At 35.6% G+C, this 13,730-nt stretch carries 12 protein-coding genes, 1 other RNA gene and 1 pseudogene; 8 read left to right on the forward strand and 6 right to left on the reverse strand.

The genetic code is table 11. The annotated features are described in order from the left end of the window. The first annotated feature begins 214 nt into the window (after positions 1 to 214). Complete coding sequence (locus tag IGL36_RS04490) at positions 215 to 1,039, forward strand: hypothetical protein (protein ID WP_002391597.1); 825 nt, start codon at positions 215 to 217, stop codon at positions 1,037 to 1,039. Positions 1,040 to 1,685: 646 nt separating this feature from the next. After that, a pseudogene (locus tag IGL36_RS04495) lies at positions 1,686 to 1,903 on the forward strand (helix-turn-helix domain-containing protein). A gap of 98 nt (positions 1,904 to 2,001) precedes the next feature. On the opposite strand, the gene ssrA reads toward IGL36_RS04495, so the two are convergent. Further along, positions 2,002 to 2,368: a transfer-messenger RNA gene (gene ssrA / locus IGL36_RS04500) on the reverse strand. Between the two features lie 138 nt (positions 2,369 to 2,506). Then, a complete protein-coding gene (locus tag IGL36_RS04505) occupies positions 2,507 to 2,812 on the reverse strand; it encodes a DUF898 family protein (protein ID WP_002360604.1) in 306 nt (101 codons plus the stop codon). Between the two features lie 334 nt (positions 2,813 to 3,146). Here IGL36_RS04505 and IGL36_RS04510 point away from each other — a divergent pair, with 334 nt between their 5' ends. The 3 genes from IGL36_RS04510 to IGL36_RS04520 all read left to right on the forward strand — a co-directional run bounded on the left by IGL36_RS04510 (position 3,147) and on the right by IGL36_RS04520 (position 7,554). Next, the gene (locus IGL36_RS04510) at positions 3,147 to 5,030 is read left to right on the forward strand and encodes a collagen binding domain-containing protein (RefSeq protein ID WP_029888233.1); all 1,884 of its coding nucleotides are present in this window, start codon (positions 3,147 to 3,149) and stop codon (positions 5,028 to 5,030) included. A gap of 124 nt (positions 5,031 to 5,154) precedes the next feature. Further along, complete coding sequence (locus IGL36_RS04515) at positions 5,155 to 6,750, forward strand: ATP-binding cassette domain-containing protein (protein WP_002397782.1); 1,596 nt, start codon at positions 5,155 to 5,157, stop codon at positions 6,748 to 6,750. Between the two features lie 69 nt (positions 6,751 to 6,819). Then, on the forward strand, positions 6,820 to 7,554 hold the full coding sequence (locus tag IGL36_RS04520; RefSeq protein WP_002397783.1) for a class I SAM-dependent methyltransferase: 735 nt from the start codon (positions 6,820 to 6,822) through the stop codon (positions 7,552 to 7,554). On the opposite strand, the gene IGL36_RS04525 is transcribed toward IGL36_RS04520, so the two are convergent. The 4 genes from IGL36_RS04525 to IGL36_RS04540 form a co-directional block, all read right to left on the reverse strand. Next, positions 7,551 to 7,952, reverse strand: coding sequence for a YxeA family protein (locus tag IGL36_RS04525; protein ID WP_002358048.1), 402 nt, complete (start codon positions 7,950 to 7,952; stop codon positions 7,551 to 7,553). The two genes, IGL36_RS04520 and IGL36_RS04525, sit on opposite strands and share 4 nt — an antisense overlap. 110 nt (positions 7,953 to 8,062) lie before the next feature. Further along, complete coding sequence (locus tag IGL36_RS04530) at positions 8,063 to 9,415, reverse strand: amino acid permease (RefSeq protein WP_002382100.1); 1,353 nt, start codon at positions 9,413 to 9,415, stop codon at positions 8,063 to 8,065. A gap of 170 nt (positions 9,416 to 9,585) precedes the next feature. Beyond that, positions 9,586 to 9,771 carry a hypothetical protein gene (locus IGL36_RS04535; protein ID WP_002358046.1) on the reverse strand — a complete coding sequence of 62 codons (186 nt, stop codon included), beginning with the start codon at positions 9,769 to 9,771 and terminating at the stop codon, positions 9,586 to 9,588. A 180-nt stretch (positions 9,772 to 9,951) separates the two neighbouring features. Continuing rightward, positions 9,952 to 10,239 (reverse strand): hypothetical protein, encoded by a 288-nt coding sequence (locus tag IGL36_RS04540; protein WP_002405250.1) that lies wholly within the window; start codon positions 10,237 to 10,239, stop codon positions 9,952 to 9,954. 369 nt (positions 10,240 to 10,608) lie between these two features. Here IGL36_RS04540 and IGL36_RS04545 point away from each other — a divergent pair, with 369 nt between their 5' ends. Genes IGL36_RS04545 through IGL36_RS04555 form a run of 3 tightly spaced genes read left to right on the forward strand, consistent with a single transcriptional unit; the run spans position 10,609 to position 13,567 of the window. Then, positions 10,609 to 11,370 (forward strand): (Fe-S)-binding protein, encoded by a 762-nt coding sequence (locus IGL36_RS04545; protein WP_002360596.1) that lies wholly within the window; start codon positions 10,609 to 10,611, stop codon positions 11,368 to 11,370. A 12-nt stretch (positions 11,371 to 11,382) separates the two neighbouring features. Further along, positions 11,383 to 12,855: a LutB/LldF family L-lactate oxidation iron-sulfur protein gene (locus IGL36_RS04550; RefSeq protein ID WP_002360595.1), complete on the forward strand. Its 1,473-nt coding sequence runs from the start codon at positions 11,383 to 11,385 to the stop codon at positions 12,853 to 12,855. Further along, positions 12,848 to 13,567 (forward strand): LutC/YkgG family protein, encoded by a 720-nt coding sequence (locus tag IGL36_RS04555; RefSeq protein ID WP_010716939.1) that lies wholly within the window; start codon positions 12,848 to 12,850, stop codon positions 13,565 to 13,567. The genes IGL36_RS04550 and IGL36_RS04555 overlap by 8 nt, the downstream gene beginning before the upstream one ends. Positions 13,568 to 13,730 lie beyond the last annotated feature (163 nt).

Consider the following 13,730-nt stretch of genomic DNA (forward strand, 5'->3'; position numbering starts at 1 on the left):
CTTATTGGTGTTATTATCTTAATTGACAAAAGTAATGATAACACAGAGTGTAAATCTTAACAAGACAGGAGTCCCAATTTTTTTGCTATGTAACTAATAAAGAAAGGATAATTGTATGGCAAGTATTAACGAAGCATATTGTGAACAAGATAAGAGAGTTTTGTCTATTGAGTAAATATCTAATTCTATAAATTTCGAAGAAATAAAACATTTGTTGAGTTGTTCAACAATTGGCTGTTCAGCAAGATTAGATTTTGTAAATGGGCAAAATGAAAACTTTTTGAGAACCCATAGAAATGAAAATCATTTAGAAGAATGTCCACATTACTTTGAACGAAACCCAACAAAATTAAAGAGTAAAAAAATTGGAGAAGTATCTGTTTCCATAGGAGAAGATGAATCAGACACTAGATTGGATTACCTCTATAACAGCATTTATAAGAAAAAAACTAGTGGTAGAACAACTCCTAGAACAACTCCTAACAGAACTACTAGCAATTCAGGTAATGAAGAAGATGAGCATATTGATGCAGTTTTAACAAGAGGGACTGGAACTGAAGAGTTATCTGATTTAAAAGAAAAAAGTGATGTTGTTGTCCGAGGACCTAAAACATTTAACCGTGCTTTAAATCAAGTAACTGACAAAGATATTTTTGTTAAATCCTATGCTTATGCTGATTCTGCAGAAATTAAAAAAGAACTCTGTGAGATAAAAGTACATTTTGGTAAAAAAGAAGGAGTTTTTATTTTCCCAGACACTTTCTTCTCTGAGTATGTTCAAGCCCAAGAATTTATGACAGCATTAGTAAATTATATAAATCTTAGTGAAAATGAACGTTACCCTGTTATGCTTCTTGTTTTAGCAGAAGTTAAAGAAGTATCTGAGCAAGAAGGAAAGCAAAATTTATTTGTAAATAAGTATCCTTGGTTAAAAATTGTCATCGAAAATTCTGCAGAACTACCACCAAAATTAAAACTAGCTAATTTTATCAATATGTTAAATACAGGAGTATTTAACAAGGAAATTGATGAAGAATAGTAATTTTACAACGAAAAAGGGAAAATTCTTTTTCGTTGTTTTTTAGTTGTTACCATTTCTGGAATGTACCTATCTCACATCAATTTTTTAAATTCTTGATTTCCTCATCAATCTTCTTATTAAATATTTTAATCAGAAATTTCATATCCAAATTTTTTAAATCTATAATAGTCTAACATCTGGAGAAAAACAGTTCATGAAAGAAGGTGGTATGATATATAAGTATTTAAGAGCGATTTACCAATAAAATAATGTTTATAAAAGTGGTGATGCTATGTCAGAATATAATGTACAACTTTTTTTGATTCCTAGAAGTTGTGAAATTTATTTCTATGCTGTTCCTGTTATCTATGGCTATACTACTGAAAATAAGCGAAAATCGAACAGTATAAATTTAGAGAAAAATGAACTGTCATAAATTGAAGCTAGGAAAAAAAGAGAAAATTACTATAAGAACAAGGTACAATATATTCGGCGTCTAATCAATATGAATTTCGACAGCCAAACAAAATTTTTAACTCTTACCTTTGCAAATGAACTTGAGGATTTGAGCGAAACCAATTATCTATTTAACAAATTTATTAAAAGGTTGAATTACAGACTAGTCAAAAAGATAAATCTACCGAAAACAAAGTATGTGGCTACAATGGATAGAAAAGTAGAAATAGGCTTAAAAGAGCTTGTGAAAAACAGAGAAATTTCTCTAAGAGAGTTAGCCCGCTTATCTGATATGGAACCTTCAATTATTAACAAGCTGGCTAATGAAAAACGAGAAAAATTTATCTGCCACACATTGAAAGAATCACTGATGCTTTGGAAATTGACGATATTTCAGAAATTATCAGGCTCACCAAAAAAGAATAGGCTTTAAAGTGTGGTCAAAATAAAAAAGAGGACGTTTAGAATCCTTTCAAAACACTGTAACAGCGCGAAATTTCTAACGTTCTCTTTCTTTTTGTACCTTATGGAGACGGCGGGAGTCGAACCCGCGTCCAAACATATTGCCACTTAAATCTCTACGTTCATAGACACTCATTTAAAGGTTCGCTTTACAGCGTGCCGAGTGACAGGCATTCTGTATTGCTAGTCTGGTAAGCTCTTCTAAATTTTACAGACGGAAAAATTTAGCGTATCCCACTTCGATTAGGACCCTGACCCGAGCACATGGGCGATGCCGGGAGGATCTTCGCTAGCTGGTTTTTAGGCAGCTAAAGCGAAAGAATTGTTTTCGTTTTTAGCAGTTATATTTAACTGTAACGTTTTAACGTAGCCGTAACCTACGAAACGCAATTCAAGCTCAACTATGCCTGTCGAATCCGTAACGCCCCCGAAATAACATAAGTATCCCTTGATACTTATCAAAGTATAGCATAAATTCCTTATTTTTTCAAAGAGTAGGATAACACTCTGTTAGATATTCATAAAAAGAGGAAGGATGGACCGTAACTCAGTTCATCCATCCTCTTTTTATGAAAGTGTGTGGGTATGTTTTGTAATCCATTGTTGCAAACGGATATTCAACCAAAAACCATAAATTCCTAAAGTAATTATAGTTAATAAAAGCCATTTAATCCAATGACCGAATAATTGCATAGCTGTACCGTCAAAATAAAGGCGTTTACCATCAATAACGGTATGCTTGATTTTCCAGTTGTACATCATACAAATTCCCCAAGGTGCGCAAATGCCTAATGTAAAGACAGTAATCAAGGTTGCTAAAATTGAAGTCCCGATATACGTGGCTAAACCACCGTCAAAATATGAATTTTTCATTCTTTTCCTCCTTATCTCATAAACTTTATTATAACAAGAATAAATGGCCGGGGAAACAAAATGAGGATGAAATAAGTATTTTTATTCATTATTGGTTCGAAATATGTTATTTATGCAACTCAAACTTGGCAGCATTAGATATTTTGTAACAAATGTTATCTAATGTAACTACCATAATAAAACGTTTTCCTTAGGAAGTGAATTAGAAATTTAAAAAAAAGGCTACTTAAATGAGCATTAATATTGTACGAGACATATCTTTTTGCTATTGTCAACTTCTGAAAAAGACCACTAAGTGGAAAAAATAAGAGAAAAGAAGGGTGAATAATTTTTTATGACAAAAAGTGTAAAATTTTTAGTGTTACTGTTGGTAATGATTCTACCAATTGCGGGGGCGTTATTGATTGGTCCAATTTCGTTTGGCGCCGAATTGAGCAAAAGTCCAATCGTTGACAAAGTAGAATTAGATCACACTACTTTATATCAAGGGGAGATGACCTCCATTAAAGTATCTTTTAGTGACAAAGAAAATCAGAAAATAAAACCTGGAGATACTATTACTTTAACTTTACCAAATGCATTAGTTGGAATGACCGAGAACGATGGCTCACCACGAAAAATCAATTTAAATGGTTTAGGGGAAGTTTTTATCTATAAAGATCATGTTGTAGCAACATTTAATGAAAAAGTTGAATCTTTACATAATGTGAATGGGCATTTTTCTTTCGGGATTAAAACGCTTATCACCAATAGTTCGCAACCGAACGTGATAGAAACGGATTTCGGAACAGCAACGGCGACTCAACGTTTGACGATTGAAGGAGTGACTAACACAGAGACTGGCCAAATTGAGCGAGACTATCCGTTTTTTTATAAAGTAGGCGATTTGGCTGGAGAGTCAAATCAAGTACGTTGGTTTTTAAATGTGAACCTCAATAAATCCGATGTCACAGAAGATATTTCAATTGCGGATCGACAAGGAAGTGGTCAACAATTAAATAAAGAGAGTTTTACATTTGATATTGTGAATGACAAAGAAACTAAATATATTTCACTTGCCGAGTTTGAGCAACAAGGTTATGGCAAAATTGACTTTGTGACAGATAACGACTTTAATTTACGTTTTTATCAGGATAAAGCACGCTTTACTTCCTTTATCGTCCGTTACACTTCGACAATCACAGAAGCAGGCCAACATCAAGCAACATTTGAAAATAGTTATGACATCAATTATCAACTAAACAATCAAGACGCAACGAATGAAAAAAATACATCACAGGTTAAAAATGTTTTTGTAGAAGGCGAGGCAAGCGGTAATCAAAATGTGGAAATGCCAACAGAAGAAAGTCTAGACATTCCTTTAGAGACAATAGATGAATGGGAACCAAAGACACCTACTTCGGAACAGGCAACAGAAACAAGTGAAAAGACAGGCGCAACAGAAACTGCAGAAAGCAGCCAACCAGAAGTTCATGTGTCGCCAACGGAAGAAGAAAATCCAGATGAAAGTGAAACGTTAGGTACAATTGCACCGATCATACCTGAAAAACCAAGCGTAACAACTGAAGAGAATGGCACAACAGAAACCGCAGAAAGCAGCCAACCAGAAGTTCATGTGTCGCCAACAGAAGAAGAAAATCCAGATGAAAGTGAAACGTTAGGTACAATTGCACCAATCATACCTGAAAAACCAAGCGTAACAACTGAAGAGAATGGCACAACAGAAACCGCAGAAAGCAGTCAACCAGAAGTCCATGTGTCGCCAACAGAAGAAGAAAATCCAGATGAAAGTGAAACACTAGGTACAATTGCACCAATCATACCTGAAAAACCAAGCGTAACAACTGAAGAGAACGGCACAACAGAAACCGCAGAAAGCAGTCAACCAGAAGTCCATGTCTCACCAACAAAAGAAATTACTACAACTGAGAAAAAACAGCCATCCACAGAAACAACTGTGGAGACAAATAAAAATGTTACATCAAAAAATCAACCACAAATACTAAACGCTCCATTAAATACATTGAAAAATGAAGGAAGCCCACAATTGGTTCCCCAACTGCTTAGTGAACCAATTCAAAAATTAAATGAAGCAAACGGGCAACGAGAACTTCCCAAAACAGGCACAACAAAAACACCGTTTATGTTAATAGCAGGAATACTGGCAAGTACATTTGCCGTTTTAGGTGTAAGTTATCTACAAATCAGAAAGAATTAACAATAGAAAAGCCATCCAGCTTTCGCTGGGGGGCTTTTCTATTATCTGGAGATAAATTGTTGATAGGCGCCAATCAAAAACTATGCTACAGTAAGGTATATAATGCTCGAAAAGGAGGGAGTAAATGACTAAAAAAATATGGTCGCACTTTCGGAAAAGCTTCACTTGGTACATTTTGATTGGCGTGATTGTTTCATTATGTAGTGCTTTAGCAATTTATTTTTTTCAACAGTTGTTAGATCATTATCAAAAAAGTTTCCAACTAGGGTTGTTAGTAGCGTATGGAACAACAATTATTTTAATTCCGCTATTGTCTTACTGTGAACAGAAACCGAAAGCTTACTTAACTAATGGCATCTATTTCTATTTGAAGAAATTAAGTTTAATAAAAATGAGCAAGATTTCCTATGAAGAATATCTAAAACTGGGAGCGGGAGCTTTACTACAAAAAGTAGAAGTTGGTGCAGCAGCTGGGAGAAATATCCACTTGAATTTTTATGGGCGCTTATTTCGAGAGCTAATTCCAGAGACGTTATTTAATTTATTTTTCATAGCATTGATTGATAAAAAATTACTGCCAGCAATTCTAATTGGTTATGTGATTGTATTTATTTTAACCAAGATACTTTTGAAAACGCTACAAAACATGAAAGAAAAAACACTTATTTCCGAAGAAGCAATGAATGCTACTTTGATACGAGGGATGACAGAACTAGTAACTTTTAGAATTAATGGAAAATATAAAAAAGAGATTGAAAATTACGCGTTAATGGCAGAGGAAAATAGTCAAAATATAACAAAAATGACTATGATCCATGAATTTTTCTTTGGCTTTTTTGCCTTGTTAGTCGCACTAATCAAAGTAAGTATTGTCGTACTTAGTTTTACTAACGTCGTGACGTTAAGTTTAGGTGGACTTGTAGCGATAGTGATGTATATCGATCGAATTTATACGCCGATAGCCATATTTAATGTTTTATTTGTTCAATATAATTTGGATAAAGTAGCCTATCAGCGCTTGGAAGATTTTTATAAAAAAGAAGATGATCCTGATTTAGCGGTTTCCGGCAAAGCGTTACCTGAAATTCAAACAATTTCATTAAAAGATGTGTGTTTTAGCGTAGATAGTCAAACGATTATGTCCCAACAAAATCGACAATTTTCAATGAATAAAACCTATGGCTTGATTGGAAAAAGTGGGACAGGCAAATCTACCCTGATTAAATTGATTTTAGGATTATTGAAACCGACAGAGGGGACAGTTTATGTGAATCAATTTCCTCTAACACAATTCAATTTGGAAGATTATTATGAAAAAGTTTTTTATTTATCGCAAGATGTGCCAATATTTCAAGGAACGTTAAAAGAAAATATTGTATTGAATCAAGAAATTTCTGATGAACAAGTAATTGAAGCTATGTATCGTTTTCAGTTGGGGGAACTTTATGAACGGTTGCCGGAAGGTTTAAACACTATTGTGAGTGAAAAAGGAATGAATTTTTCTGGTGGCGAGAAACAACGGATTGCTTTCACGCGCTTAGCATTTACACAAGCAGAGATCCTTATTTTAGATGAGGCGACTTCCGCATTGGACGAAAAGACCGAAGAAAAAGTGTTACAAGAAGTACAAAAATTTACCCACAATAAGTTGACTATTTTGGTTACTCATCGACCTAAAACCCTGCGATTTGTGGATGAAATTATTGATTTAAATGAGTGAACTTGTTAGCTCTTTGGCGCTTCTTTTGCTACACTTTTTATAAGAATTGAGAGAAAGGGGCAATTGTTGATGAATAATAATGAGCAAGAATTGGCGGAATTTTGGGATGAATTTGCAGAAGAATATGAAGAAATTCAACAAGAATCGCCATTTCCAATTGCTCGAGAATTACGTGATTTCTTGGTCCAAGAAGGTCTTTTTCCGTGTCAGACATTTCTGGATATCGCAGGTGGGACAGGACGATACTTACCTTTTTTTCAAGAGCAAGTCACGGAGTATACGCTAGCCGATATTTCTCAGAGAATGTTGGAGATTGCGGAAGCAAAAGCACAAAGCAACGTTGTTTTTCTTCACCAAAGCCAAGAAAGACTGATTGAGACTGGGAAAAAATTTCAAGTCGTTTTTTCAGCGATGAACCCTGCTTTGGATACGCCGGAAAAAGTTAATGCATTGTGCCAATTAAGTGAGGAATGGTGTCTTATATTTCGGCTAGTGGAAGAGCAAGATTCGTTGTTTTCTCCTTTTGAGCAAGAGAGCAACCCGCAGTTAAATTGGATGGCAAAATACAAAGCATTTCTAAAAAAAGAACAGCGACCTTTTTTCACAAAAAAATTTTTCTTTGAAGCATCAGAAACTATTTCAAAAGACTTTTTCCGCAGCTATTTTGAAGAACAATGGTCAGTTCCAATTTTAGAACGACGCGTACAAGAAATTTTTGGTTCTCATGAAATTAAGCAAAATCAGCGTACCATTATTTATGAATTAATTGCGATTCCATGTAAAAAAACAACCAGCGATGACTAATTATCGCTGGTTGTTTTTCGGTTATTTAATTGTGCGAAAGCTTTTTCTGGAATCTCTTTTTTATCAATTTTGACAGGAGATTGGATGATTCTTTTTTTACTAATGGTTGCTTCTATGTAAGCATTTGGTTCCAAAGGTTGAGGATTTTTGTCTGTCCGTTCGTAATCCATGACTTGTGTTTTTCCATTACTTTTAACAAAAGTTAGTCGATAGTGTAAAGAATATTGGCCATCTATGCTTTTTTGATTGTCATCTACTGTTTGTTTTCGTTCAGGAATTTCTAGAGGAACTTGTGCATAGGCTTTTTCACCCTTATATGTATCTGCATAATAACGATAGCCTGTATAACCACCAACAATGAATAAGCCAATAAATAAAATAGCGCCGATTTTTTTCATTTTTTCTCCTCCTAACAATTTACAAAAATAGCATAGCAAAAGAAGAAGGAGATGGAACATCGAAAAAACGAACAGTTGTCTTACAAAACTGTTCGTTTTTTTGGGTCTATTTAGCTTTCATCAGAGAGTAGAAAGGAATCATTTTTCTTACGATAACTAAAGAAAATAACAAAGTACAGTAGGCCTGTTAAAAGAGTGACGCCTAACGAATTCGTAAATAAGATGCCAATAAAGATGAGGCCTAAAATGATTAAAGCAAGGAGATTAATACTTTTTTCAAAGAGAGACCCTCGTTTTAAAGACAGAACAAACGCCGCAGCACTAATTAAAATCCAAATTAGCAAGACAGTGTAAGAGAGAGAACCGGCTAAGTAACCAAATAATTCATCGCCAACAAAATAAGAAAGAATAACGCCCAGATATAAAACACTAGCGCAGAAGAAAACTGAACGTTGAGGTACTTGGTGCTTGTTTAAAACCGCTAGTTTACTCATGGGTCCTTTTTTATCTTTTAAGCGAAAATATAAAAGGCGAGAAGAGGCGTATACCCCAGAATTAATAGAAGAAAACAAGGCTAAAATAATCACAAAATTTACGATGTCAGCAGCAAAAGGAATATTCATTTTTTCAAAAACCATAACAAATGGACTCACCGTTGTGCCTGCTAATGTATTCCAAGGGAAAATAATCAAAAGTAAGAATAATGGAATGATATAGAAGGAAATAATCCGTCCCATCACACCACGAATCGCTTTAGGAATGGCTTTTTTAGGATCATCTGCTTCACTGACAGTAATCGCGATTAATTCTGAACCGCCATAAGAATAAATAACTACTAATAAAGAATTAACAATACCTTTCATGCCATGTGGGGCGAAGCCACCATGATCGGTGATACTTTGTAAAGTAGGGAAGACACCACTGCCTAGCATTTGTTGTCCCACCAGATAAACACCAAAAATAATTAACAAAATGATGACACTAATTTTAGCAAACGCCAACCAATATTCTGTTTCTGCAAATAAACGAACCGAGTAAAGATTAATGAGCGTCGTTAAAATAGCTAAAATGAAAACAAAAAACCAAGCAGGAATATTAGGAAACCAAAGTTGTAAAAAGGAAGCTGCGGCAACCGCTTCTGCGATAATATTAATTGTCCACATGGAATAATAAACCCAATCAATAAAGTCAGCAGAATGTGCACCTAAAAATGGTCGAACTAAGCCAGACAAACCATGATGTGTGTCTCCGCCATCTAAAACGAGTTTTCCTAAACCACTCATGACGATGAAGAGAACAGCACCGCCAATTAGAAAGGCGATTAAAACAGAAGGACCAGCAATACCAATTGCTTCGCCACTTCCTTTAAAAAGACCTGCGCCAATCGCTCCCCCTAAGGCTAACATCGTAATGTGGCGCGAGCTTAATTGTTTTTTTAAGGTTGTTTGTTGTGTTTCACTCATAGGATTCTCCTTTAATTGAAAAAAATAATATGAAAATAACTTTCTTTATTATATACAATTTTCTGACAATTACAACTATTCTGTCAATGAAAATGAAAAAATAAGTGAAAAATATTATGAAAATAAAAAAATTGAGCAATTTAAGTGATTAAAATCGCTCAATTTTTTTATTAATTTTTATTTTTTAATAGAGTCATAATTGTTAATGGAACAGTAATGACTACATAGCCGATGATACTAGCCACTACTAAATAAGCTATAGGACTCGAGAAATTAAATAAGTCCGTTAAAAGTATTGCGACAATCATTGAAATAGCATAACAAATGAATAATTGAATAAACCGCTTTGCAGACAAAAAATCACCTCTTCCTAATTAGTTAAAGTCTCTTTTCAATCATTTAGTATACACCTGAAAAGAAGAATAAACTATCATTAATTAAAAGAAAAAGTGAAATAACTAGCGGATTTTTTGTTCAGCTGATTATCTTAAGAATTAGAAAATGGGACATAAGTCATCTCGACTTATGTCCCATTTTCATTTATGACGTTGGCTTCGTGTAAATTGAGAAGTCTCGTCCTCTCTAGTGGTTAGTTGCTGTGTTCGTTGTACGGTTTGCTTTTCCGGCTCGCTCTTTTTTGCAACATCAGTCACAACATTTGGCTTCTGAGAAGGGGGAACAGTTGTTTTTTTGTTTAAAGTTGGCGTAGTTCTTTTTGTTTCTTTCTTTTGTTTCTTTTTATTATTTTTATCATTTCCAGTGACTGTCAAATAGATAATCAGAAAAATCATTAGGATCGTTGCAACAATTAATAGAATAAACATGTTAAATGAAATGAACATGCATGGCCCTCGTTTCTCGTTTTTTCTTAGTTTACCAAAATTTCAAAATTTCGTCACTCTTTTCTTCAGAAAAAACGAATTTCAAAGGGGTTAAAAGAAACTTTTATAAAAAAGCCTCCTTTTTTGTGTGAAAATGCACAAAATTTCTGGAATCGTTTGCTGTTAAAACCAGATACTGGTAAAATAATTATTGTATAAGAATCATTTTAAAAAACGATTTTTGTTACAAATAACGTATTTGTTGAAAAGGCACTGTGAAGTAGTTAGAGACGACAGCCAAGTGACTTTTAATGACAGCCGCCCAATTAATTTCATGGAGCCTTTTCGTAGAAAACGAGGAGGTTATTTTGCGTGAAAGTGAGTATATTTTCGACATGCGTGGTGGATTTACTTTTTCCAAATGTAGGGCAAGCAATGGTAGAGGTTTTGGAACGTTATGGCTGTGAAACGGTTTTACCAACAAGCCAAACGTGTTGTGGTCAGCCAACGTACAATAGTGGCTATGTGACAGAGAGCACGACAACGCTTAAGAATCAAATTGATAGTTTTGACGGTGCCGATTATGTGGTGGGACCTGCGGGGTCTTGTGTCGGCATGATGAAAGAATACCACAAATTTTTAGCAGATGATCCTATTTATGGACCAAAAGCACAACGTTTAGCTGAGCGAACTTATGAGTTTAGTCAGTTTCTTTATCGTGTCTTAGGGGTCAAAGATGTTGGCGCAACGCTATATGGGAAAGCCACTTATCATCGTTCTTGTCATATGACGCGAATTTTAAATGAACGAGAATCACCCTTTGTTTTGTTGGATCATGTGAAAGGATTAGAAATGATTCCTTTAGGACATCTTGAAAATTGTTGCGGATTTGGCGGAACGTTTTCAGTGAAAATGCCAGCTATTTCTGAACAAATGGTGACGGAAAAAATGAACGATGTGATTGATACAGGCGCAGAAATTTTAATTAGTGCGGATATGGGTTGCCTGATGAATATCGGGGGTAAATTCAATCGTGATGGGAAAAAGATTAAGATTATGCATATTGCAGAAGTCCTTAATCACGAAGTGGATGAAGCACGCATGGACCAACCGCAAATCATATCGGTAGGGTAAGGGGGAAGAACTGTGGGATTATCAACGAGCAATAAGCCGTTAAGTGAACGAATTGAAGAAAGTAAAAAAGATGTGTTTATGCAAAAGGCTGTCGCCAAAGCACAAGATGCCCAATGGGAGAAACGAGAAGGTGCGCGGGAAGCTTTAGGCAATTGGCCACAATGGCGTGAACTGGGAGAACAAATTCGCCAACATACCATTCAATATCTGCCTGACTATTTAGAAGAGTTCAGTGATAACGTTGCCAAACGAGGTGGCAAAGTCTTTTTTGCTCAAACCGCCGAAGAGGCCAATGAATATGTGAAACAAGTGGTTCTAGAAAAAAGGGCGAAAAAAATTGTGAAATCTAAATCAATGGTGACGACCGAAGTCGATATAGATCCAATGTTATTGGGATTAGACGATGTTAGTGTGATGGAAACAGATTTGGCGGAATTCATTTTACAAATGGATGACTGGGATGAGCCGTCACATATTGTTTTCCCAAGTATTCATAAAAATCGCGAACAGATTCGTCAGGTTTTTGCGAAAAAATTAGGGTATCAAGGGGATAATGACCCGGTAAATTTGGCACGCTGTGCACGAGAAGTGATGCGCAAATTCTTTTTGGAAGCGGAGATTGGCATTACAGGTTGTAATTTCGCTATTGCGGATAGCGGCTTAATTAACTTAAATACAAATGAAGGAAATGCTGATTTGACCATCAGTATTCCTAAGACACAAATCGTGTTAATGGGAATGGAAAGAATCGTACCAACAATGCGTGAAGCAGAGGTTTTAGATAACCTTTTAGCCAGAAGTGCTGTTGGTCAAAATTTAACAACGTATGTGACGTTTGCCGGGCAAAAAAATGCGGATGAATCCGATGGTCCAGAAGAATTTCACGTGGTCATTTTGGATAACGGACGTTCAAAAGCGTTAGGAACAGCCTTTCAGCCAGTCTTGCAGTGTATTCGTTGTGGGTCTTGTCTGAATGTTTGTCCGGTCTATCGCCATATTGGAGGGCACGGTTATGGCTCTATTTATCCAGGACCAATTGGTGCTGTGCTTTCTCCAATTTTAGGTGGATATAAACAGTTTGGGGAATTGCCTTATGCGTCTAGTCTTTGTGGGGCATGTACGGAAACGTGTCCTGTGAAAATTCCATTGCACGAATTATTAATTGAACATCGTAAAGTGATGACCGATGATCTGAAAATGAAACATGGATTTGAAGATTTCCAAATGCGTATGGTAGGTAAAGCCACTGGTTCACCAGCAATGTTTAAAGCAGCCATGAAAGTCGATCATGCTGCAGCGGGCATTTTAAGTAAACAAAAAGACATTACTGTTGAAAACATGTACAATCATGGGGGCTACCTTGATAAAGGACCAGGGTTAGTAAAAGGTTGGACCGATGTTCGTGATTTGCCAAGACCACCAAAATCTTCAGAAAACTTCAGAAGTTGGTTCAAAAAACATCAAGAAGGTGAAAAAAATGACTAACGAAGCGATTCAAAATCGAGAACCTTTTTTACAAAATCTACGAGAAAAATTAGGCGTAGAAAAACAGCCTGTTTCGGCCCATCCATTTGAGCCAGTTAATCATTTACCAGAAGAACAGTTGGCAGATAAAACACCAGCAGAGCTATTAACGATTGTGAAAGAACGTGTGGAAACGATTCACACGAACTTAGTGGAAACCACACAAGAAAATTTACTGACGACGATTCAGCAAATTGTTGCTGAGTTTGGTGGGGGCAATCTTTTATTGCCAACAGATGCACGTTTTGAAGCCTATGGATTAGCTGATTTAGCTAAGTCATTAGAGGCTGTTTCTGTTAAGCAATGGCAACCTGGAAGTGAGCAACGAGAAGCGAATATTCAAACAGCTGCTCAGGCAAATATTGCGATTGCCTTTGCTGAGTTTTTACTAGCTGAATCAGGAACAATTGTGGTGGAGTCCAATGCGGGACAAGGCAGAGCCTTACATTTTTTACCGAAGCATTACATTTCAATTATACCGTTTAGCAAACTCGTTCCACGTTCGACTCAGCCAGCAGCTTTTTATACAGATAAAATAGAAAAAGGCGAAAAAATCGGCTCAGCGATTCACTTTATTTCAGGGCCTTCTAATTCAGGAGATATTGAAATGCAACTGGTTGTCGGGTTGCATGGTCCTTTAGAAGTTTGTTACGTGGTTGTGATGGATCGCTAAAACGCTAGAAGCATAATCAATTCAGTCCTTTTTAGAATTGATTATGCTTTTTTTATGGGCAGGATCAAAAAAGTAAGAATCAAATTTGAAAGAAATACGTTTTTTTTCTGACCATTTTGTAAAAAAAGCGTACATAAAAATTAATTGAGTGTTAAGCACTATA

This window comes from Enterococcus sp. AZ011 (assembly GCF_050548355.1).
GTDB classification, from domain to species: Bacteria; Bacillota; Bacilli; order Lactobacillales; family Enterococcaceae; genus Enterococcus; species Enterococcus faecalis.